The following is a 22,284-nucleotide window of genomic DNA, read 5'->3' as shown; positions in this document are numbered from 1 at the left end:
AGCAAGTGTAGTTCATTTACGCTTGCTTTTATTTTTTCTAATCGGCTGAAAATATGAAGCTAGCTTTTAAAATTAAAAACCTTATTCCATCCCCTTTAGCTGAGCAAAACCTTTCGAATTCTGAAATTTGGGATACTGAAGAACTACAAATAGATAGCTCTAAACGTTACTTGGTCAGTGCACATTCTGGAAAAGGAAAAACAACTTTTCTTTCTATTCTCAACGGTACTCGCACAGATTACTCTGGCGAAGCCATTCTCAATGAAAAGCTTCTATCTGATTTTACACCAAAAGATTGGGCACAACTTAGAAGGGAACATATTTCTTTTGTTTCACAAACATTGTCCCTATTTCCAAACCTAACTGCCCTTGAAAATATTCAACTCAAAAATCAATTGACGCATTTCTTAGAGGAATCTCAGATTGTAGAAATGGCGAAACAATTAGAAGTGGAACACTTACTTTATAAAAACACAGAGACACTTTCACTCGGACAAAAACAACGCATAGCCATCATCAGAAGTTTGTGCCAACCTTTCCAACTTTTACTCTTAGATGAACCCTTCAGTAATTTGGACAATGTGAATATTGAAAAAGCCAGTCAACTAATTTCAACTCATTGTGAAATGCAGAATGCGGGCTTCATTCTTGCTTCACTTGGTGAAGAGTATTTTTTCAAATATGACGAAAAATTGAATTTGTAAATATTTTTCATCGTTTCTACTTGAGATACAATCTTTTCCAAAAAAAAGTAAAATATCTTTAAGTTTACTTTTGAAATTTTACCTTTGCGTGGCACAATTGACTCATAATGTTAACAAATCAAGCTGAAGTGTTACTTTTTTTAGATCTATCCTTTGTGATTGTTCTATTCAAGTACCACTTTGTATATTTGTTGGTCATTTGTCTGACAAAACCTCATACAAACTTAGACACTAGTAAGTGCAGATAACCAAATTTTGGTAAAATGAACTATCACTTAAATAATCTTCCTGAAAGAGCGGTAAAACCTAGAGAAAAAGGGTTTACGATGTGTATGGATAAAGGCTTATCGTTAAGAGAAGTTGAAGACCTTATTGAAACATCGGGCGAATATATCGATATCGTTAAATTAGGATGGGCAACTTCTTTCGTGTACCCTAAACTAGAGGAAAAACTTCGTATTTATAAAGAAGCAGGTATTCCTGTTTACTTTGGCGGTACACTATTCGAAGCATTTGTTATTCGTAACCAGTTTGACGATTACAGAAAAGTTCTTGACCGTTTTGGCTTAGAGCATGCAGAAGTTTCTGACGGTTCTATTGAAATGAACCACGATGTAAAATGTGAATATATCGCTAAACTTTCTGAACAAGTTACAGTACTCTCAGAAGTTGGATCAAAAGACGCTGAGAAAATCATCCCTCCTTATAAGTGGATTGAACTTATGAGAAAAGAGTTGGATGCTGGAGCTTGGAAAGTAATTGGTGAAGCTAGAGAAGGCGGTAATGTTGGCTTATTCAGATCTTCGGGAGAAGTTCGTTCAGGTCTTGTAGAAGAGATCTTAACTGAAATTCCTTCTGAGAAAATTATCTGGGAAGCACCACAAAAAGCTCAACAAGTTTGGTTTATCAAATTGATCGGACCAAACGTAAACTTAGGAAATATTGCTCCTAATGAGATGATTCCATTGGAAACTATCCGTTTGGGATTGAGAGGCGATACTTTCCACCACTTCTTGAACAAAGAAAGAGAAAGCATCTTCTAGAAATAGACGATATCGATATGAAAAAGCTGTCTTATACGCCACAAGACAGCTTTTTTTTATACAAAAAAAACACCCTGCCCAAAAAGACAAGGTGTTCGGATTATATCTTTAATTGAAGTACAATTGAATGATTAAACGAAATGCTTCTGTAATCTATTCAATACACCTTCAAATTCATCCAATTTAATCATGTTTGGTCCATCAGACTTTGCCACTGCTGGGTTTTCGTGAGTTTCGAAGAAGAATCCTCTTACCCCTACTGCAGCTGCTGCATTGGCAAAGAACGGTGCATATTCGCTATTACCACCACTTTTACCTCCTGCTCCACCTGGTTTCTGACATGAGTGAGTTACATCCATCACTACAGGGTAACCATGCTCTTGCATATCAATTACATTTCTGAAATCAACAACCAAATCATTGTTACCATAAGAGTTTCCTCTTTCTGTAAGCATTACTTGTTTGTTTCCAGTTGTCTCAACCTTCTTTGCAGGGTGAATCATGTCTTTACCCGAAAGAAACTGTGCTTTCTTGATATTTACGATTTTCCCTGTTTCTCCAGCTCTAAGCAATAAGTCTGTTTGACGACACAAGAATGCTGGAATCTGAAGAATATCTACTACTTCTCCTACAGGAGCAGCCTGATTAGGCTCATGAATATCCGTAGTAAGTGGTAGATCAAAAGTTGTTTTTACTTTCTCCAAGATACGAAGACCTTCTTCTAGTCCTGGGCCTCGGAAAGAGTCTACAGAAGTACGGTTTGCTTTGTCGAAAGAAGCCTTGAAGATATACGTAATACCCAAACGCTCCATCAGCTCTTTCAAATACTCTGCTTGACGCATGATGAGGTCTTCACCCTCAATTACACAAGGACCAGAAATGATAAATGGTGCTTGTTGAAGTTTTTCGTATAATGTCATTGTATCTCCTGTTTGCTAGATTGCTCTAGAATGTGTTTTATTTTTCTACTTGTAGGCTGAGTAAATGTTGATACATTCCGTCTTGTTCAGCCAATTGAGAGTGTGTACCGCTTTCTGAAACCTGACCTTCGTCAAGTACATAAATGCGATCCACTTTTCTAATCGTTGATAAACGATGTGCAATTATAATGGTTGTCCTTCCTTGCATTAAATGCTCCAAAGCATCTTGTACCATCTTTTCAGAAGCCGAATCTAGTGAACTTGTCGCTTCATCCAAAATTAAAATCTTAGGATCTCTCAATATTGCTCTAGCAATAGCTACTCGCTGGCGCTGACCACCTGACAACTGTACCCCTCTTTCTCCCACTAAAGTATTCAAGCCTTCAGGGAATTTCTCGATGAAGTCTAGTGCATTTGCTTTCTTGGCTGCCATTCTGATTTCCTCTTCAGTAGCGTTTGGATTACCGTAAGCAATATTCTCACGAATAGTACCACCAAACAAGATTACCTCTTGAGGAACCATACCAATCTGAGAACGGTAAGTGTGTAAGTCAAACTGACCGATTGACTTTCCATCAATTTTAATATCTCCGTTCGATACATCATAGAACCTAAGCAAGGTCTGAATGATTGTAGATTTTCCTGCCCCACTATGACCAACCAAAGCAACTTTTTCACCTGCTTTGATATTCAAGTCAATTCCTTTCAACACCTCAATATCAGGTCGTGTAGGATAAGCAAACTTTACATTTTCATAAGAGACTTCTCCTTGTAAAGATTCATTTTTGATACCCTCTTTTCTTGGCTCTTCCGTTTGGTTTAAGATTTCCTCAATACGATCTGTAGCACCTACAGCTTTCTGAAGGTTACTATAGATTTCTCCTAAACCTCCAATTGATCCCCCAATGAAAACAGCATAAATCGCAAAAGATACCAAGCCATCTACACCAATTTCACCTTGAGCAACCAAATTACTCGCAAACCAAAGCATCACGACAATACTTCCCATCAATACAAAAATGATGAAGGAAATAAAAACACCTCTGTAAGTAGCTGTACGTAGAGAGATCGCTACAACATCGTCAAGTCTTTTCTTATATCTTGTCAACTCCAAGAATTCATTAGCAAAAGCTTTTACGGTAGAAATAGCTTGTAAAGTTTCTTCTACCACTACATTTGTTTTTGCTACTGTATCTTGAGTTTCTTTTGATAGCTTACGGATAAATTTTCCGAAGAAAACAGCTGAAAGGATTACGATTGGTAAAGTCCCGATCATGAAGAATGTTAGCTTCATGTTTATCACCAATAGGAATGCTATTCCTACCACCAATGTTAAAGTCTGACGAATCAACTCAGCCAATGTCGTTGAAAATGCTTCCTGAATAGAAGACACATCTGCTGTAATACGACTGAACAGTTCTCCCGACCTTCTTTTATCATAAAAAGTAATTGGTAAGAACATGAATTTCTCATAAAGCGTCGCGCGCATATCTGCAATAGCCCTTTCATTGGCTTGTGCGAAAAGATATACTCTAAAAAACGAGAAGATACTCTGCGCACCTAATATTGCAAACAAGATGATTGCAATTCCCCAAAGACTTGTCTCCGACTCATTTTGTTGAATCTTTACTGCCTCTCCTATCAGTTCTCCAATAAAATATGGAAATGCCATCAAGATTGTACTTGAGAAGAATAGACAAATAAGTCCTGGGATGAAGTAATGTTTGTAAGGTAAGATGAAACGGAAGATTCCCCACAAAGCGCGAAAGCCTTCTTTGCCTATTGCAGGTTCCTTTTCTCCTTTCTTTTTCGATAAGTTTCTAAAAAATGCCATATTTTTTTCTCACTGTTAAGCCTAGCCCACTATCAAGAATGAACCAACTCAGATGCGCTTTGTTTGTGACAACTGTTTTCTAATTTCGAGGACTTACCTCATAAGAATCACAAAAGTAAAAAAGATCGATAAGAATTCCCCATTCTTATATAATATCACTCGATCAAAACAATGATTGACAGCATTTATTTCTGTTAATAATGGATAATTTTTAGTTTTATTAGTTTTAAGGTAGAGCGTTATGAGCTACTTTTGTTATAGCGTTGAAGTGGTAATCTTATGGACAAGAATTCTGAGTATAATAAATCTTTCGAAATTTTTGAAAAAAATGGTAATGCCTTGATCAGAGCGATCTTTGAGTCTTCAGCAGAAGGTATCTTGATCGTGAACAAGGATGGGCAAATTATCATGGCCAATTCTCAAAGTGAAAAGATGTTTGGTTATACTCCTGGAGAACTACCTGGTAGATCTGTAGATGATCTTGTTCCATCCGTATTGAGAAAGCATCATTCTGGTCATCGTAAACGCTTTCATCAAACCCCTACTCAACGTCCGATGGGTTCTGGTAGAGATTTCCCTGCCCAAAGGAAAGATGGCTCGTTCTTTTCCGTAGAAATCAGTCTAAATCACGCCAATCTTGAAGGTGAAATGTTTGTGATGGCTTTCATCACGGATATCACCGAAAGAAAGAAGTTTGAGTATCAGGTACTAAAGAATAAAGAATTGCTTTGGTACTTCGTAAAACATACTCCAGCGGCGGTAGCCATGCTTGATCATAAGCTCCGCTACCTAGTCGTTAGTTCTAGGTGGGTGGAAGATTATGAATTGTCTTCAGACATTATTGGCCATTATCACAGTGAATACTTCCCCGACTTTGAAGAAAAGTGGGAACCGCATTTTAAGAAATGTTTGGAGGGAGAAATTGTGACTGGTGATGAAGATGAAATCCGTTATGCAGGAGACAAACGTACTTGGATTCGATGGGAAGCACACCCGTGGAGAGAAGACAACGGACACATAGGCGGACTGATCATGTTTTCAGAAAATATCACTGAACGAAAACGTTCGCAAGACGCATTACGTAAAAGTGAAACAAAGCTGAAACAATATACGCGTGAGTTAGAACGAAGCAACAGAGAGTTGCAAGATTTTGCTTATATTAGTTCACACGATTTACAAGAGCCTCTAAGAAAAATTAGAGCATTTGGAGATCGTATTAGTCAGAAAGAAAAAGAGAACCTTTCACCAAGAGGACAAGACTACTTGGACAGAATGCAAAACTCGGCTGAGCGTATGCAAAAGCTCATCAATGACTTGTTGGCATTCTCAAGAGTTTCCTCAAGGGCAAAACCTTTCAAGAGATTAAACTTGAGTACTATCTTGAATGATGTACTTAGTGACCTTGAAATTCTGATTGAGAAAACGAACGCTATCATTGAAGTTTCTGACCTTCCGTATTGGGAAGGAGATGACACACAACTTCGTCAACTGTTCCAAAACTTGATAAGTAACGCCATCAAGTTCAGAAAAGCAGACCTTGACCCTAAGATTATCATCTCTCATCAGCTAATCAGAGAAGGGGGTATGGAAAGGCTTGAGATTTCCGTAGAAGACAACGGAATTGGCTTTGACGAAAAACACAACGAGAAAATCTTCCAGATTTTTCAAAGGCTGGAAGGTCGAAAATATGAAGGCTCAGGTATCGGATTGGCCATTTGTAAACGCATTGCGCAACGACATGGCGGCGATATTAAAGCTTGTAGTGAATTAGGTAAAGGATCAAGATTTGTTATTACGCTAGAACAAATCAGTTCAGATAATAAAGACTAGATTAGTTTTCATTTTTTTTCCTGAAAATCATATAGTCAAGTTATCTTTTTAAATGGAAGACATGGAGTTAATGACATCTAATAATCAATCGATGGTAATTTTGTACGCAGATGATGATCCAGAGGATCGCATGCTGATACAAGAAGCTTTTGAGGAAATTGGTACTGATAAAATTGACTTGCACTTTGTTGAGGATGGTGAAGATCTTATGCACTATTTAAACCACGAAGGTCAGTTCTCCGACACAGAACAATTTCCTGTGCCAGATCTAATCTTATTGGATTTGAATATGCCTAAGAAAGATGGTCGTGAAGCCTTAAAAGAAATTAAGGATTCTGACGCTCTTCGTCACATCCCTGTAGTCGTGCTTACTACATCCAATGCAGAAGAAGATATTCAATCTTCATATAGCTTAGGTGTTAGTTCATTTATCACAAAACCTGTCAGTTTTGGTGCACTAGTAGAAACCGTTAAAACACTCGGAAAATACTGGTTCGAAATCGTACAACTACCTCAATAATCTCCAAAAAATCATAACAAAACGTGACTTTTCACCAAGATCATCTTGTTATGATGATATTCATCAACTTTATCGAGCTGAAAGTTCAGTAACTAGGGATTCGTTTTGAATAACAGAATTCAAGGTCATTTTTGAATCCTGTCTTCTCAATAAACGGACACTAACTTACTACATCATAACATCTTAGCTCATAATTTCATGTCTTTCATGCTTCAAGACGAAAACATAGAAGAAATCCGAATATTGCTCATCGATGATGATGAAGATGACTACATCATAACGAGCGATCTCATAGATGAGATAGGATCCAATCATAAATATCACCTTGACTGGATTTCATCTTATGAAGAAGGGATTGAAACTATTTATAAAGAAATCCACGATGTCTATATCGTAGACTATCGATTGGGTATTCATAGCGGTTTGGATCTTATCCATGATATCCGCCAGAACATGCTACGCCCATTCATTCTGCTTACAGGTCAAGGAGACCGTTCGCTAGATGAAAAGGCCATGCAAATGGGTGCTGTAGATTACCTTGTAAAAGGAACAATAGATGCAGACACACTAGAACGTTCTATCCGCCACAGTATACAACACGTAAACAACCTTCGTAAAATTCAACGTCTCAACGAAGCCTTAGAAAGCCGAGTTGAAGAAAGAACGCAACAGCTCAATACCGCAGTAGCCAACCTACAAATGGCCAACCAAGATTTACAACGAGAAATCAAGGAGCGAAAAAGAGCAGAACAAGCCGTTCGAAAAAGTCAGAAAATCTATAAGAAAATTGCTCAGAACTTCCCTGGTGGTCTTATAGCTGTACTCAACCGTCAGTATCATTACGATTTTATTGATGGAAAAGGACTAGAAGAATTGAACGTTGAAAAGGAAAGTGTACTGAACAAAAAGTTCTTAGCAAATGCTATTCGTAATAACTATTCGGGTGCAGAACTCAATATTTATTATGAAATACTAAATCGCGTTTTTGTAAAACAAGAAGAAGCGATTTTTGACCTAGAGCTTAATGGTCATATGTATGCTGCCAATGTGGTACCTTTACCTTCTAGCGATGATCAAGAACCAGAACAGGTTCTTATGGTTGCTAAGAATATCACAGAACAGCGTAGAGCCGAAAACGAAATTCGTAAAGCGCTCAAAAAAGAGAAAGAACTCAATGAGCTAAAAACACGATTCGTGTCTATGGCTTCTCATGAGTTTAGAACTCCTTTGAGTACGATTATGTCTTCTGTTTCCCTCATCTCTCGTTACACAACCGAAGAGCAAGACGAGAAAAGACAGAAACACATCCAACGTATCAAAACAAGTGTAAACAACCTTACACAAATCTTGAACGACTTCTTATCGATCAGTAAGCTTGAAGAAGAAGGAGGAAACCGTGCAAACTTCAAATACATCAATTTGATGGAGCTTGTACATGAGGTTAAGGAAGAAATGAGTGCTGTCAAAAAATCGGGGCAACGTATCCTTTATACCCATGAAGGAGATGAAACCTCAATTTATTCTGACAAACAGCACCTCAAGAATATATTAATCAATTTAGTTTCAAATGCCATCAAGTACTCTTCTACCGACAAAGAGATTAAGATAGAAACAAAGTGTACAGATGAGCATACATACATTAAAGTTACCGACCAAGGAATAGGTATTCCTGAAGCTGACCAACAGTACCTTTTCAAGCGCTTTTTCAGAGCTGAAAATGCCATGAATATTCAAGGAACAGGACTGGGACTAAATATTGTCAAAAAATATCTAGATATTCTCAAAGGGCATATTACTTTTGATAGTAAGCAAGACGTCGGAACAACTTTCACGATCACATTGCCAAAAAAATACAAATCTGAATAAATATGAAAAAAATCTTACTGATCGAGGATAATCCCGAGATGAGAGAAAACACCGCTGAGATCTTAGAATTATCCGGATATGATGTGTTGACAGCGGAAAACGGTAAGATAGGAGTAGAACTCGCTAAAAACCAGAAGCCAGACCTTATCATCTGTGATGTAATGATGCCTGAGCTTGATGGATACGGTGTGCTATTCGTATTAAGTAAAGATCCAGAAACTGCTAGTATTCCATTTATTTTCCTTACGGCTAAAGCTGAAAAGAGTGATTTCAGAAAAGGTATGAGTCATGGTGCTGACGATTATCTTACGAAGCCATTTGACGATGTTGAATTACTTGATGCTATCGAGAGCCGATTGAAGAAAAGTGATATCCTTCGTCAGAAATTCGAGAAATCGGAAGAAGGTCTAGAAAGCTTCTTAGATGAAGCTCAAGGTGTAGAAGACCTAGATAAACTTTCTACCAACCGTAAGAAAAGAGGATATAAGAAGAAAAGCGTTCTTTTCTATGAAGGTGATTTCCCAAATGCCTTGTTACACATCAACAAGGGTAAGGTGAAGACCTACAAGACGAATGAGGACGGAAAAGAATATATTACTGGACTTCACGGACCAGGAGAATTCTTAGGATATATCGCTTTATTGAAAGACGTTCCTTACACAGAAACTGCCATGGTTCTAGAGGAGTGTGAAGTTAGCCTTATCCCTAAAGAAGACTTCTTTGCTTTGGTACATAGCAACAGAGATGTTTCTAACAAATTCATCAAAATGCTATCTAATGAGATCATCTCAAATGAAGAAAAATTACTTCGTTTGGCATACGGTTCTGTAAGACAGCGTGTGGCAGAAGTATTACTTCAACTTGAAGAAAGATATACAGCTCAAGGTTCTAAAATGGTCATTACTCGTGATGATTTAGCAAAATTGGTAGGTACTGCCAAAGAGACGCTAATCCGTACACTTTCTGACTTCAAAGAGGAACAATTGATCGAAATCAAGGAAAAAAATATTTCCATCATAAATAGGGCAAAAATGGAGCGCATCTGTAGATAATACTGCGTAAACACATTTTTGAAAATCTTTATACTACGTATTAAAATCCGAGCTTAACCAGGCTCGGATTTTTTTATTGTTAATGCTCAATGATTTTCCATTATTGTTTAAAAATATCAAGAAGCTTTTGTAAATTCATAAGTAAATACAAAGGAGAGAATACAGAGTTCGTATCCAAAATGTGCATCAACAAAAAGGAAAAGCAGGTGTAAGAATTATCTTGTAAGAACTCAACTTATATCAAGATTGTTAATTTCAAGTATTCTCGAATAAACAAACAGACAGTAACGGAAAATTATTCATCTACCTCAACAACAATGATCGCAGAATTTGACGATAAGCTAAAGGATAAACTAAAGGAGGTTTTCGGGTACGATCAATTCAGAGGCAATCAAGACAGTATTATTAAGAATATTCTTCAGGGGAAAAATACGTTTGTCATCATGCCTACTGGTGCTGGTAAATCATTATGTTACCAATTGCCCGCATTGATGCAAGATGGAGTAGCCATTGTAATTTCGCCACTCATCGCCCTAATGAAGAATCAGGTTGATCAACTCAATGCATTAGGTGTAAATGCACATTTCCTTAATTCAACACTAACTAAGACAGAACTAAATAAGGTACGCAAACAGACACTAGAAGGGAAAGTAAAACTTTTATACGTAGCTCCAGAGTCTCTCACCAAAGAAGACAATGTGAAGTTACTTCAGAATACGAATATATCGCTTGTAGCTATTGATGAGGCACACTGTATTTCGGAATGGGGACATGATTTCCGACCAGAATATCGCCGCATAAAAAGCATTATAGAACAATTGGGAGACTTGCCGATTATTGCACTTACGGCAACAGCTACCCCAAAAGTTCGCTCAGACATTCAGCGCAACCTCCGCATGGAAGATGCTGATGTTTTTCTATCATCTTTTTACAGAGACAACCTTTATTACGACGTAAGACCAAAAGTCAACCCAAACAAACAACTCGTTAAATTTGTCAACCAATACAAAGGTAAATCGGGGATTGTTTATTGTTTGAGTCGTAAAAAGGTAGAAGAAGTAGCCGAGTTTCTATCGGTCAATGGCGTAAAAGCCGTTCCTTATCATGCAGGTATGGATGCCAATCTTCGTATGAAAAACCAAGATGCTTTCTTGAACGAAGATGTAGACGTAGTAGTCGCTACCATTGCATTTGGTATGGGTATCGACAAGCCAGATGTTCGCTTTGTTGTACACTACGATGCACCAAAATCGCTTGAAGGGTATTACCAAGAAACAGGTCGAGCAGGAAGAGATGGTTTGGAAGGACATTGTTTGATGTTCTTTAGCCCAAAAGATGTTCAGAAGCTAGAAAAATTCAATAAAGATAAGCCTGTTACTGAACGGGATAATGCCAAAATTCTTTTACAGGAAATCACGGCCTATGCCAACTCATCAGTTTGTCGTCCTCGTCAACTACTCCATTACTTCGGAGAAGATATGGGGAAAAACTGTGAGAACTGCGATAACTGTAAAAAGGCAAAAGAAGAGTTTGAGGGCAAAGAGTTTATCAATCTAGCCATCAAAGCTGCCTTACAAACCGATCAACGTTTCAATATGCAGCACTTAGTAAATGTGCTCAGAGGCGAAGATGATCAGTATGTAAATAGCTACAATCATAATACCATTGAGGTTTTTGCGAAAGGCAAAGAAGAAAATGAGATCTTTTGGGAAATGATTATCCGAAAAGCCATGATCTTCGGTTACCTTATCAAAGACACGGAAAATATCACGATCATCAAAGTCACTGAAAAAGGAAAAGACTTTGTAGATAATCCTGTGTCTATTACCCTCACAAAAGATTATGATTACTCAGAGGCTTCTATCGATGAAGACGAAGAGCAAGTAAATAACAGCCATGGTTTTGATGAAACTCTTTACGATATGCTCAAAAAGCTACGTAAAGAAGTCGCAAAACAAAAAGGCCTACCTCCATATGTCATATTCCAAGATCCATCTCTTGAAGAAATGGCAACAACTTATCCTTCTACCAACGACGAACTAGCACAAGTCAATGGTGTAGGTATGGGTAAAGTCAGAAAATTTGGAAAGCCATTCATTGATCTGATCAACAAATATGTGGAAGAAAATGACATTGTAACAGCCACAGATGTTGTTGTCAAATCTGCTGTCGATAAATCTAAAATCAAGATTTACATCATTCAGCAAATTGATCGAAAAATGGATTTGGATGACATTGCTGATGGAAAAAGTATCTCCTTTGACGAGCTCCTCGATGAAATCGAGCACATCTGTTATTCGGGTACCAAACTAAATCTAGATTATTACATCGACTCCATTATGGAAGAAGATAAGATCGATGAAATCTACGACTACTTTATGGAAACCGATACCGATAGTTTAGATGTTGCACTCGATGAGCTAGACGAAGAAATTTCCGAGGAGGAAATAAGACTCATTCGGGTCAAATTTCTATCAGAACTCGCTCTTTAAAATGATAAAAGGAAGTAATTGGATTCGAACAAACCCAGTTACTTCCTTTTTTTATGCAATTTTTCAAAGCTAGCATACAATCTGATCTAGGTTTAGTTTTCTAGCCTTACTTTTTTTCTTAGTTTCGCATCAAGATATCAACATCAACTTTCCATCACTTTATTCCAATGAAAGTATTAGTTATAGGTTCCGGAGGAAGAGAGCACACATTTACTTGGAAATTAGCTCAAAGTGAGCTAGTCACTAAATTATATGTTGCGCCAGGAAATGCAGGTACTGCACAAATTGCTGAAAACCTCAAAATTGGGGTAAGCGACTTCGAAGAAATCAAAAAAGCGGTAATCGATAGAGCCATTGATATGGTAGTTGTCGGACCAGAGCAACCACTTGTAGATGGTATTGCTGACTTCTTTGCTGAAGATGCCGATTTACAACATGTAAAGGTGATCGGACCGAAGAAAGAAGGTGCGATCCTAGAAGGTAGCAAGGATTATTCGAAGCAATTTATGCTAAGACATGGCATTCCTACAGGAGCTTCTGAAACTTTTACACACGATACTTTAGAAGAAGGATTCGCTTATCTTGAAAAAGAAACTGCTCCTTACGTTTTGAAAGCGGACGGACTTGCAGCTGGAAAAGGAGTAATCATCACTAGTGACCTACAAGAAGCAAAAGATACACTAAAAGAAATGCTTCAAGGAAAATTCGGTGATGCTAGTAGTAGCGTTGTGATCGAGCAACACTTGAGCGGTATCGAACTTTCAGTTTTCGTTCTTACTGACGGAAACGGCTATATTACTTTCCCTTCTGCAAAAGATTACAAGCGTATCGGAGAAGGTGATACAGGTTTGAATACTGGTGGAATGGGTTGTGTTTCTCCTGTTCCTTTTGCCGATGACGAGTTCATGCAAAAAGTAGAAGAGCGTGTTATTGCTCCTACAGTAGAAGGACTGAAAAAAGATAATATCGACTTCACAGGTTTCTTGTTCATCGGTTTGATGAATGTAAATGGAGATCCTTACGTAATTGAATATAACGTTCGTATGGGTGACCCAGAAACTGAAGTTGTATTGCCATTGTTGAAATCTGACTTGGCAGAAATTTTCCAATTGGCAGCAGAAAAGAGACTTTCTGAAGCTAAGGTAGAAATTGATACACGTACAGCAACTACAGTTATGCTTGTTTCGGGTGGCTATCCTGAGGCCTATGAGAAAGGAAAAATCATTACGGGTCTAGACAAAGTAAAAAATGTCATTCCTTTCCATGCAGGAACCACACACAATGAAGCTGGCGATGTAGTTACGAACGGAGGTCGTGTAATTGCACTTACAGCATACGGCGACTCTATGGAAGAAGCTTTAGCAAAATCTTACGAGGCTGTTGAAGTTGTGGAATTCCAGAAAAAGAATTTCCGTTCTGATATCGGATTTGATCTTAAATAACCAATTCATCTATATAGACCGATTCCTCCCGAGGCGTCGGTCTTTTTCAATTACGACTTTAAAACTCACTGCACTTTTGCAGAACCGACTTGTATAGACATGCAACATCCAGATAAACTTCCAAAAGTAGGTGTTTTAGGAGGTGGACAATTAGGCCGAATGATGATTCAGTCTAGTATGAACCTCAATGTTTACATCAAATCGCTAGATCCTGATCCGAATGCCCCTTGTGCTTCATTGGCCAACGAATTCCATAACGGATCATTGACTGACTACGACACTGTTTTGGCTTTTGGTCAAGATGTAGATGTAGTTACGGTAGAAATCGAGAACGTAAACGTGGATGCCCTTGCTGAATTGGAAAAACAAGGCAAAAAAGTATTCCCTCAGCCACACATTCTTAAAATCATTCAAGACAAAAGACTTCAGAAAGAATTCTACCGTGAAAATGGTATTCCTACTTCTGAATATTTCTTGATCGACAGAAAAGAAGATCTTCCTAAACACAAAGATTTTCTCCCTGCCGTAATGAAAATAGGAAAAGGCGGTTATGACGGAAGAGGTGTTGAAATCATCCGTTCTGAAGCTGATTTCGAGAAAGGTTTTGAAGCTCCGTCTTTGTTAGAAGACCTTGTCAACATTGAAAAGGAAATCTCAATCATCATTGCGAGAAATGAAAAAGGAGCGACAACTGTATTCCCTCCTGTGGAATTAGTTTACACTCCTCAAAATATGGTGGACTACTTATTAGGCCCTGCCAATATCAGCAATGAGATTCTTGAGAAAGCAAATACGATTGCAACTGACCTTATCAACAAAATGGGAATGGTTGGTCTCTTGGCGGTCGAAATGTTTGTAACACCTGAAGGTGATGTATTGGTAAACGAAGTAGCACCACGTACACACAACAGCGGTCACCAAACAATTGAAGCTAACCTAACTTCTCAATTCGAGCAACACCTTAGAGCCATCTTGAATTTGCCATTAGGAAGCACCAAAATGCGTTCTGCTTCGGCAATGGTAAACCTTTTGGGTGAAGAAGGACACACAGGAGAAGCTGTCTACGAAGGACTCCATGAAGTACTATCCAAAGAAGGTGTATTTATTCACCTTTATGGAAAGCTCATGACAAAACCTCACCGTAAAATGGGGCACGTTACTATCGTAGATGAAGACATGGATAAATTGAAAGAGAAAATTGAAATCGTAAAGAAGACTTTAAAGGTAAAAGCACTTTAAGTCTCTTGAAGATTTCTAGAGATAAAAAGACCAATGATTTGAACAGTCATTGGTCTTTCTTTTTTATCTAAAACTTCACACCAAACTGTAAACCTAACATCGTTACAGCATCTCCATCGTATCCATTTGATGAAAAAACAAGTCCGCCAAATAAACTCTCTGTAAACAGGTAGTTGTAAGCTACCTTGAAATAATACGGTTCAATTCCACTGTTTACTTTTCCTCCCAAACTCACAAGGTCTTCTCCGTTATATCTAGAGCTAAGCATTGTATACCTACTGTAAGAAACTCCTCCACCTAGTAGAATTTCATGTTTTTTTGATTTCCAATTACTCAACCAATCCAAAGGCTTGAGCAAGAGTAAAAGGCTCAAAGAACTGACATTTTTAGTAATTTCTTGCCCTTCTTCTTCTTTCTCGGGGACTGAATAAAAAAGGTCACTTTCTGACCAGTTTGCATACAAAAAATCTTGAGAAATACGACTTGATGACATAAAGGTTGGAGCTAATTCTAATCCTTTTACAATTGGAATACCGATGTCGAAAGAGAAATAATACCCTTTCTCACCAATTAGAGAACCTGCATTCGTTCTCAAACTCCAATCACTTTGAGCATTGGATTGTAGAAAAAGAAAGGAGCAAATAATTGAAAATAAAAAGTGCTTCATTTTAGAATTTGGATTGTTTAAAGTAGAAAAAGGATAATGTATTATATTTAACTAAAAAACAATCCAAGTCCAATTGTAGACAAATGTTTAACTATTTTAAAATCATTTAACTAACTAATAACCTTACAATTAAAATAACTTTAAGTTCTAGCATTTATCATTTTAGAAAGTAAAACAAACGCAATATTTCCTGCCCTATATTTAGCTTGTTCAGCCAACTTTCCTTCATAGCTTTCATCTACTGTCTGATTCCAGAGTTGTAACCAACGATCAAAATGTTGTTGGTCTATTACATTTCCCATCTCCCGATCTACATCAACATGCATCTTCGGAGGATTACCTTTGTACTTACTCACAAATAATAAATTCGTCTCCCAAAAGTCAGTGAGCAATTGAATATGTGATTCCCAATCAGAAATCATGGTATTGAAAATATGACCGATTAATTCATCTTCTTTTACCTTATCATAAAAACGCCTAACAAGAATTTCTATCGTTGTTCTATCCTTTAACTCTTCTTTCATATTTCCCTTTCATTAAGTACCGTAAACTATTCATACTTCCCTTATTTTCTTACTGTACCCACATTTAAATTCGATGTTAACCAAAAAATAACTACATTAAAGACCAAAATTTTTGATCATATAACACGATAAAGTATGCGTTATAATAATTTTTTAATTTCATTAATCATCTCCCTATTATTCTTTTCATGCAGTAAAAGTGCAGAAGAACTTTCATTAGAATTAACAAACAAAAAAGCTGTTGTTGATCAACTTTCGAGCAAATATCCAAAGTTTAAGACATTCTTAAATGAAGAATACGCCGAAGCCTCGAAAGCAATTGAAAAAGCTAAAGCTGAATCTGACGAAAAAAAGAAAAAGAAAATTCTTGAGAAAGGAGCTCAGACCTTAAGCAATGGGATCATGGGTGCTATACAGGGACTTGAAGATGCTGTAAAGAATGCTAAAAGCAACCAAGCATCGATCAAAGTTGAAGCACCAGCGCTAAAGGTTTTAAAATTAGACCAAACAGTCGTAGAGCCACAATCTTTCACAAAGTCTTATGAAAAATCTTCACTTGCCATTCTTGACCTAAAGAGAGAGAAGACAATCTTAGACCAATGGAGTTCAAAAATTGGGAAGCTAAAAATAAGTATCAAAAACTTAAAATTTGCTAGAAATAGTGTAAATAATGTAGAAAGAGACGCAGGACAGAAATTGTCTTCTGAAGAATATACAACTCAGATACAACAGTCTATCCAATCTGCCAGAAGTGTTGAGCAATCTTTAGGCGATCCTCTTTCAAAACAATATACAACGATTGATGAAGCGGTTTATCAGATAGATAAAACGACAAAAGAAATTGAAGCTACGCTTTCTTTTGCAAAAACTTCAGTTGCCTCAAAAATAGCTGAGAAAGAAGCGAAAGAGAAGGCATTAAAAGAGGCTGAAAAAGTTACTGATGCTACCGCTAAAGTCCCATCGTCTTCTACAAAAACAGAATCTGCCAAATCAGAGCAGTCTGAGGTAAAGAAAGTGAAATGTCGTAAATGTAAAACGATGAATGTAGCCACTCTTACCAACTGTACTAAATGTAAAGCACCTCTTAAAATATAATCACTATGGGATTTTTTGATAGAAATATCTTCATTGACATCATTGAATGGCTACCTGAAAATGATGATCTCATTGTCTACAAATATGACCGCCACGACAATGAAATTAAAAATGGCGCACAACTTATCGTAAGAGAATCGCAAGTTGCTGTAATTATTGAGCAAGGACAGTTTGCAGATGTCTTTTACCCAGGAACCCACACCCTGTCTACAGAAAACATTCCACTCCTTTCAGACCTAAGAGGATGGAAGCATGGTTTTGATAGCCCATTTGTAACAGAAGTTTACTACATCAATACCAAGTTCATCACAGACCTTGGTTGGGGTACTCCAAATGAGATTATGCTAAGAGATGCCGATTTCGGTATCGTAAGAATTAGTGCTTATGGAAGCTACCATGTAAAAGTAAATGATCCTGTAACTTTCTTGAAAGAAGTAAGTGGTGTAGAAGATGCTTTCACTACCGAAATGTTAGATGAAAAGCTAATGCCATTCGTACTTTCAAACTTTACAGATACTCTAGGAGAAGCAAAAGTTCCTGCGCTTGATCTTGCGATGAAGTACAAAGAGATTGGTGATGAATGTGAAGTGCTTTTACAAACAAAGTTCGATCAATTTGGTATCGAGATTGCGAATTTTATCGTTGAAAATATTTCTCTGCCAGAATCTGTACAAGAGGCTATCGATCAAAGAGCTAGTATGGGAGCGATTGGGAATATGAATACCTATCAGCAATATCAGATGGGCAATGCCATGGGCAATGTAGGCGAAGGGAATTCTGAAGGAGGTTCTGTAAATAGTACCATAAACGATGCTATGCAAATGGGCATGAATATGGGAATGGCCTCCAATATGATTAACCAAATGATGGGTATGCAGCGAAATGCTCAAGCACCCCAAAATCAGCAAGCGCCTCCACCGGTACCATCTGGACCAGGTGCTCCTCCTCCTGTTCCTGGGGCAGCTCCATCTCAATTGTCTTTCCACATATCAAGTAACGGATCTCAGTATGGACCTTATACTTTAGATCAACTTAAACAGTATGTGGCAGAAGGACGAGTAAATAAAGATACAATGGTATGGAGAGAAGGTATGCCTGCTTGGGCTCCAATGGGCACACATACTGAAACAGCTAGCCTGTTTGGAGGAATGGCTACACCACCTCCCCCACCACCGCCAATGTAGCATTGAAGAATAAATAAAAAGAACCCCGAGAAAAGCTTTACAAAAAGTTACTCTCGGGGTTTTCTATTACGAAAGAGAATTATTAATCAATTAGCCTATCCATTAAATATATTAACACTCTGATTTTAAGGGATGTTAAACAGATCGTCTCCTCTCCGATTCCATCTCAAACAATGTTAAATGAGTTTGTACTAAAACCTTTTATGATCAGATTGAAATAAACGATTCTATTACTTAAAGTTTATTTCTACATGAAAAATCACTTTTTAACCATCTTCACTCTGTTCATTCTTTCATCATGTCAAGACAAGAATCTGGATATTCCACAAAGCGCCCAAGATGATGATCTGAAAATAGCTCAGACCAAAAATGAGCCATCCTCCTCACCATTTTTACTGTATATACTCGATGGAAATGAGTATTACCTAAAAGAAAAAGATGATCGAAACGCTACGGTTAAACTCACCTTAAGATCAGAATATATAAAGTCGAGGAAAATTGATCCAAAAGATACCACTGCAATTCAGCCTTATCTTAAATATAGCTCTAATGCCAAAAATGGAATCCGAATCCTTGAAGCTACAGGAGCTGAATTTGATTCCTCTTTATTCATAAGAATTGACCAATAGCACTATGAAAAAATTAATCATTACCTCTTCGATCTTACTTCTGACGACCTTTCATATTTTCGCTCAGAGATTTGAATCTTCTCATTCATTTCATCAATTCTTAATGAAAGAGGCACAAACAGTTGTCATGAAAGAATTGATGAAAGAGAACTCAGACCAGATTTTGAAATTCAGTTCAAAAAATATACTTCAAACAACTAATATTAACTTTACAGATACTTCTGCTCATACGCATGGCAACGGTATTTCTGTCGATGTTTTCTCAACCAATACAAGAGGTACATTCACTGTCATCAGCTTCTATCATAGTTTTTATCCAGATGAAATCAAATATATTCACCTAAACGCCGATGAATTTGACCGCTTATCCCAAATAATGGTAAAACTCTCAAGAGTACCAATGGGGAAAGGAGAACATCTTGTCAAAAGGTTTAATGACTCATTGAGTATTTCAGTTTCTCAACGAGAATTTGATAAAGTTTATGAGCTTTGGTTTGAAGGAAATATTCCATCTTCTACATTCTCAGAAAGAAAATGGAATACCGCAATGAAACGCCAGCGTTCATTTGTCAATTAAACTATGAATTTTCTATTTGGGAGTAGATTTTTTCTTTTTTCTGAAAGAATGCAAGGCTTGATTAAAAGGTCCTTTTCTATTCAATATCAGGTTTAGCATTCGTTTTCTGATTTTCATATTGACAAACTCTACTCCAAGTGAAAAGACAACTGCAAAGTAGATATATCCTTTAGGGATATGATAATTCAAGGCTTCTAAAACAAGCGTGAAACCGATCAGAATAAGAAAGGCTAAGGCTAAAATTTGTAGGTTAGGATGTGCATTGATAAAGTCTGCGATTTTTCCCGAGAAACAAATCAGTAAACTCATAGAGATGACTGCTGCCGTAATCATAATCCACACGTGTTGGGTTAGTCCTATGGCTGTGAGAATACTGTCAAATGAGAAGATGTTATCGAAAAGAACAATGTGTAGTACAATCGCCCAAAAACTGCTGCTTTTTTCTGACACACAGTTTTCTTCCTCCTTTTCTCCTCTGATCTTGTTATGAATTTCTGCTGTACTTTTATAAATCAGAAAAAGACCTCCGATCAGAAGAATCAGATCGTGTACAGTTATTTGGAGGTTAAAAACGGTAAATAGTGGCTTTGTGATACCAATGAGGTGAACAAGCCCGAGCAGTAAAGCAATTCTTGAAATCAGAGCCAAGACTAAGCCTGTATTTCTTACTTTCGCCCGATTCTGTTGCGGGAGTTTCCCTGTGATCATAGAAATGAACACAATGTTGTCAATTCCTAGAATGACCTCCAAAAAAGTGAGTGTAATTAAAGCTACCCAAATTTCGGAATTCAGATATACGTCCATTTAGATTATAAAAATTAGAACTAACTATATTGAATAATTGAATTATCGTATGCTAGCTATTTTACCCCCTTATACGACCTTTAAGTTAGAAGGGTGCAAAAAATTCTAATTTTTTCTTTATAAAATATAAGCACCCGAACTATTACAGTCCGAGTGCTTACATAATGTCTTTGATTAAGAGAATTACTGTACTTCTACCATTAATCCTCTTAAGCCCATATCTACTACAGGTTCTTCAAACTGACCTGTAGCATCAATATCCCATTCTCCATTTTCAATAACTTCTTCCCATTCGAAGCTATCATTTACCGAGAAGGAAAGCGTAACTAATTTATCTTCATCCGTTTCTTCTGTAATCACTAAAGGCTCTGTGAGTTTACCCGTTACAATACAAGAACCTTGTGGTACTGTCACACCAAACTGCTCCAAAAGATTTACTACTGTAGTAGCTCCTGCTGGTGCTTGTCCTTGAACTACAGGAACAGGATTGGCACTTTCATATGCGGCTTGAATATATGGATCCCCGAAATCTAAATCACTTTCAAACATCCAAAAACCTTGTTCCTTTTCGGTATTTACATCTACACTATAATTCTTTACCTGATGCGAACCGATGTAAGTATTAAAACCGATAAAGCTAGATAAAGTACCACTTTGATTATATAAACCATCGGGTAAGAATTCACTCAAATCAGAAAGATTCAACAAATTGAATTTGACATCTGCATTCTGATACGTAACCGATACACGTAGGTATTTGTAAGTTCCTACAGGCAAATCTTTCAATGGTACTTCTAAGAACACTTCCCCCTCATCACTTTGGATGGCTTCATCAAATACAATGGCTTCATCAAATTGAGTGGAAACTTGAGAAGTTTGCGATTTTCCTTTATAAACTACAGCGCCTTCTCCTACCATAGTTGTTTCTGTAGGCACAAATTCAATATAATGAACACTCATGCTATTGAAGTCTGGACAAATAGCTGCATGACCTTCTGGAACTTCAACTTCTTGCCCAAAACCATCAAGACGAACTTGGGTAGAATCGAACTTAAACTGAAACTTCAATAAAGCACTCGTATCTCTTCCATCTTCTGATATCGTGTCTTCTTCACAAGACCAAAGGCTGAAAATAGGTAAAATAAAAAGTAAGATTCGGCTATAATATTTCATCTGAGAATTTTTTGTACAATGTTATAGCTCTCTTCTTTCACTAAAAAAATGCCAAAAAAAAATCTACTAAACACTTTCGTAAAAGCACATAGCAGATTTGTTTATCATTTCATGATTGAACAATTGCTTTAATTATTCATTTTCTTGATCAGCTTCATAAACTCTTCCCGTATAACTGATCGATGATTTTTTCTGACTATTGATTGAAAGAGTTGCAAAGCCCCCTCTCGAAATATTTAGCGTACAATCGTAAGTATCTTTCGGAGATCGAACCGTAAATTTAAATATGACTCTATGCTTCTTGTCATTCTTCTTAAATTCTACGTTTTGCATTAACTCTTTAAACTTAATGCCACCTTCCGTATCTCCATAACTACCTGTAAAAGCCCTTCCAAAGAATGGTAAAAAAGCTTCTGCCTCTTCTTCTGTAATTTTTAATGTATAGTTATCCCCAACCACATCTATTTGCCTGCCGCCTTGAGGTGAAACTCTTTGAGCTTCAAAAATAAAATTCTGACGACCGATCATTTCAATGAGTTGCTCATATTCTACCTCATGCTTATTCTGGCCTAAAGACGCCAATGAAAGCATCATCGAAAAAAGTAGACCTAGGGTAAATACTATATTTTTCATCGTACTCATACCTTTTATTTAATAGACGTTAACGAGTTACTGTTTCATCAAAAACC

Annotated in this window: 20 protein-coding genes; 13 read left to right on the top strand and 7 right to left on the bottom strand. The window is 37.2% G+C overall.

What is annotated here, in order from left to right; translation table 11 throughout:
- The first annotated feature begins 53 nt into the window (after positions 1-53).
- On the top strand, positions 54-704 hold the full coding sequence (locus tag BC781_RS24885) for an ATP-binding cassette domain-containing protein (protein ID WP_109623179.1): 651 nt from the start codon (positions 54-56) through the stop codon (positions 702-704).
- A 263-nt stretch (positions 705-967) separates the two neighbouring features.
- The gene (locus BC781_RS24880; protein ID WP_109623177.1) at positions 968-1,747 is read left to right on the top strand and encodes a phosphosulfolactate synthase; all 780 of its coding nucleotides are present in this window, start codon (positions 968-970) and stop codon (positions 1,745-1,747) included.
- 131 nt (positions 1,748-1,878) lie between these two features.
- On the opposite strand, the gene kdsA is transcribed toward BC781_RS24880, so the two are convergent.
- Complete coding sequence (gene kdsA / locus BC781_RS24875) at positions 1,879-2,667, bottom strand: 3-deoxy-8-phosphooctulonate synthase (RefSeq protein ID WP_109623175.1); 789 nt, start codon at positions 2,665-2,667, stop codon at positions 1,879-1,881.
- 37 nt (positions 2,668-2,704) lie between these two features.
- On the bottom strand, positions 2,705-4,501 hold the full coding sequence (locus BC781_RS24870; protein ID WP_109623174.1) for an ABC transporter ATP-binding protein: 1,797 nt from the start codon (positions 4,499-4,501) through the stop codon (positions 2,705-2,707).
- 279 nt (positions 4,502-4,780) lie between these two features.
- Here BC781_RS24870 and BC781_RS24865 point away from each other — a divergent pair, with 279 nt between their 5' ends.
- The 7 genes from BC781_RS24865 (at position 4,781) to BC781_RS24835 (ending at position 14,942) form a co-directional block, all read left to right on the top strand.
- On the top strand, positions 4,781-6,331 hold the full coding sequence (locus tag BC781_RS24865; RefSeq protein ID WP_109623173.1) for a sensor histidine kinase: 1,551 nt from the start codon (positions 4,781-4,783) through the stop codon (positions 6,329-6,331).
- Between the two features lie 70 nt (positions 6,332-6,401).
- Positions 6,402-6,851 (top strand): response regulator, encoded by a 450-nt coding sequence (locus BC781_RS24860; RefSeq protein WP_109623193.1) that lies wholly within the window; start codon positions 6,402-6,404, stop codon positions 6,849-6,851.
- Between the two features lie 207 nt (positions 6,852-7,058).
- Entirely contained in the window at positions 7,059-8,717 is a 1,659-nt protein-coding gene (locus BC781_RS24855) for a sensor histidine kinase (protein WP_109623191.1), read from the top strand.
- Between the two features lie 2 nt (positions 8,718-8,719).
- Positions 8,720-9,769: a response regulator gene (locus BC781_RS24850; RefSeq protein ID WP_109623172.1), complete on the top strand. Its 1,050-nt coding sequence runs from the start codon at positions 8,720-8,722 to the stop codon at positions 9,767-9,769.
- Positions 9,770-10,086: 317 nt separating this feature from the next.
- Positions 10,087-12,261 (top strand): DNA helicase RecQ, encoded by a 2,175-nt coding sequence (gene recQ / locus BC781_RS24845; RefSeq protein WP_109623171.1) that lies wholly within the window; start codon positions 10,087-10,089, stop codon positions 12,259-12,261.
- Positions 12,262-12,428: 167 nt separating this feature from the next.
- On the top strand, positions 12,429-13,703 hold the full coding sequence (purD, locus tag BC781_RS24840) for a phosphoribosylamine--glycine ligase (RefSeq protein ID WP_109623169.1): 1,275 nt from the start codon (positions 12,429-12,431) through the stop codon (positions 13,701-13,703).
- A gap of 99 nt (positions 13,704-13,802) precedes the next feature.
- A complete protein-coding gene (locus BC781_RS24835; RefSeq protein ID WP_109623167.1) occupies positions 13,803-14,942 on the top strand; it encodes a 5-(carboxyamino)imidazole ribonucleotide synthase in 1,140 nt (379 codons plus the stop codon).
- A 67-nt stretch (positions 14,943-15,009) separates the two neighbouring features.
- On the opposite strand, the gene BC781_RS24830 is transcribed toward BC781_RS24835, so the two are convergent.
- Positions 15,010-15,609: a hypothetical protein gene (locus BC781_RS24830; RefSeq protein ID WP_109623165.1), complete on the bottom strand. Its 600-nt coding sequence runs from the start codon at positions 15,607-15,609 to the stop codon at positions 15,010-15,012.
- Positions 15,610-15,749: 140 nt separating this feature from the next.
- The gene (locus BC781_RS24825; RefSeq protein WP_109623163.1) at positions 15,750-16,133 is read right to left on the bottom strand and encodes a group III truncated hemoglobin; all 384 of its coding nucleotides are present in this window, start codon (positions 16,131-16,133) and stop codon (positions 15,750-15,752) included.
- Between the two features lie 135 nt (positions 16,134-16,268).
- Between BC781_RS24825 and BC781_RS24820 the strand changes: the two genes are divergently transcribed.
- From BC781_RS24820 to BC781_RS24805, 4 genes are all read left to right on the top strand, one after another.
- Positions 16,269-17,228 (top strand): hypothetical protein, encoded by a 960-nt coding sequence (locus BC781_RS24820; protein WP_109623161.1) that lies wholly within the window; start codon positions 16,269-16,271, stop codon positions 17,226-17,228.
- 5 nt (positions 17,229-17,233) lie between these two features.
- Entirely contained in the window at positions 17,234-18,412 is a 1,179-nt protein-coding gene (locus BC781_RS24815; protein WP_109623159.1) for an SPFH domain-containing protein, read from the top strand.
- Between the two features lie 251 nt (positions 18,413-18,663).
- Positions 18,664-19,041, top strand: coding sequence for a hypothetical protein (locus BC781_RS24810; protein ID WP_109623157.1), 378 nt, complete (start codon positions 18,664-18,666; stop codon positions 19,039-19,041).
- A 4-nt stretch (positions 19,042-19,045) separates the two neighbouring features.
- Positions 19,046-19,618: a hypothetical protein gene (locus tag BC781_RS24805; protein ID WP_109623155.1), complete on the top strand. Its 573-nt coding sequence runs from the start codon at positions 19,046-19,048 to the stop codon at positions 19,616-19,618.
- 12 nt (positions 19,619-19,630) lie between these two features.
- On the opposite strand, the gene BC781_RS24800 is transcribed toward BC781_RS24805, so the two are convergent.
- The 3 genes from BC781_RS24800 to BC781_RS24790 all read right to left on the bottom strand — a co-directional run bounded on the left by BC781_RS24800 (position 19,631) and on the right by BC781_RS24790 (position 22,228).
- Positions 19,631-20,422 (bottom strand): TerC family protein, encoded by a 792-nt coding sequence (locus tag BC781_RS24800; RefSeq protein ID WP_109623153.1) that lies wholly within the window; start codon positions 20,420-20,422, stop codon positions 19,631-19,633.
- A gap of 183 nt (positions 20,423-20,605) precedes the next feature.
- Positions 20,606-21,595, bottom strand: coding sequence for a hypothetical protein (locus BC781_RS24795; RefSeq protein ID WP_109623150.1), 990 nt, complete (start codon positions 21,593-21,595; stop codon positions 20,606-20,608).
- 132 nt (positions 21,596-21,727) lie between these two features.
- A complete protein-coding gene (locus tag BC781_RS24790) occupies positions 21,728-22,228 on the bottom strand; it encodes a DUF4251 domain-containing protein (RefSeq protein ID WP_158281582.1) in 501 nt (166 codons plus the stop codon).
- Positions 22,229-22,284: the final 56 nt, after the last annotated feature.

It is taken from the genome of Sediminitomix flava, from assembly GCF_003149185.1.
GTDB lineage: Bacteria > Bacteroidota > Bacteroidia > Cytophagales > Flammeovirgaceae > Sediminitomix > Sediminitomix flava.
This window is presented reverse-complemented; position numbering and strand designations above follow the sequence as displayed.

Excerpts from the sequence above, each read along its gene's own strand:
- BC781_RS24805 (WP_109623155.1), top strand. The coding sequence starts at position 19,046 with ATGAAAAAATTAATCATTACCTCTTCGATCTTACTTCTGACGACCTTT.
- purD (WP_109623169.1), top strand. The coding sequence starts at position 12,429 with ATGAAAGTATTAGTTATAGGTTCCGGAGGAAGAGAGCACACATTTACT.
- BC781_RS24885 (WP_109623179.1), top strand. The coding sequence starts at position 54 with ATGAAGCTAGCTTTTAAAATTAAAAACCTTATTCCATCCCCTTTAGCT.
- BC781_RS24865 (WP_109623173.1), top strand. The coding sequence starts at position 4,781 with ATGGACAAGAATTCTGAGTATAATAAATCTTTCGAAATTTTTGAAAAA.
- BC781_RS24820 (WP_109623161.1), top strand. The coding sequence starts at position 16,269 with ATGCGTTATAATAATTTTTTAATTTCATTAATCATCTCCCTATTATTC.
- BC781_RS24850 (WP_109623172.1), top strand. The coding sequence starts at position 8,720 with ATGAAAAAAATCTTACTGATCGAGGATAATCCCGAGATGAGAGAAAAC.
- BC781_RS24795 (WP_109623150.1), bottom strand. The coding sequence starts at position 21,595 with ATGAAATATTATAGCCGAATCTTACTTTTTATTTTACCTATTTTCAGC.
- BC781_RS24800 (WP_109623153.1), bottom strand. The coding sequence starts at position 20,422 with ATGGACGTATATCTGAATTCCGAAATTTGGGTAGCTTTAATTACACTC.
- kdsA (WP_109623175.1), bottom strand. The coding sequence starts at position 2,667 with ATGACATTATACGAAAAACTTCAACAAGCACCATTTATCATTTCTGGT.
- BC781_RS24855 (WP_109623191.1), top strand. The coding sequence starts at position 7,059 with ATGCTTCAAGACGAAAACATAGAAGAAATCCGAATATTGCTCATCGAT.
- BC781_RS24815 (WP_109623159.1), top strand. The coding sequence starts at position 17,234 with ATGGGATTTTTTGATAGAAATATCTTCATTGACATCATTGAATGGCTA.
- BC781_RS24825 (WP_109623163.1), bottom strand. The coding sequence starts at position 16,133 with ATGAAAGAAGAGTTAAAGGATAGAACAACGATAGAAATTCTTGTTAGG.
- BC781_RS24880 (WP_109623177.1), top strand. The coding sequence starts at position 968 with ATGAACTATCACTTAAATAATCTTCCTGAAAGAGCGGTAAAACCTAGA.
- BC781_RS24830 (WP_109623165.1), bottom strand. The coding sequence starts at position 15,609 with ATGAAGCACTTTTTATTTTCAATTATTTGCTCCTTTCTTTTTCTACAA.
- BC781_RS24870 (WP_109623174.1), bottom strand. The coding sequence starts at position 4,501 with ATGGCATTTTTTAGAAACTTATCGAAAAAGAAAGGAGAAAAGGAACCT.
- BC781_RS24835 (WP_109623167.1), top strand. The coding sequence starts at position 13,803 with ATGCAACATCCAGATAAACTTCCAAAAGTAGGTGTTTTAGGAGGTGGA.
- BC781_RS24860 (WP_109623193.1), top strand. The coding sequence starts at position 6,402 with ATGACATCTAATAATCAATCGATGGTAATTTTGTACGCAGATGATGAT.
- BC781_RS24790 (WP_158281582.1), bottom strand. The coding sequence starts at position 22,228 with ATGAAAAATATAGTATTTACCCTAGGTCTACTTTTTTCGATGATGCTT.
- BC781_RS24810 (WP_109623157.1), top strand. The coding sequence starts at position 18,664 with ATGAAAAATCACTTTTTAACCATCTTCACTCTGTTCATTCTTTCATCA.
- recQ (WP_109623171.1), top strand. The coding sequence starts at position 10,087 with ATGATCGCAGAATTTGACGATAAGCTAAAGGATAAACTAAAGGAGGTT.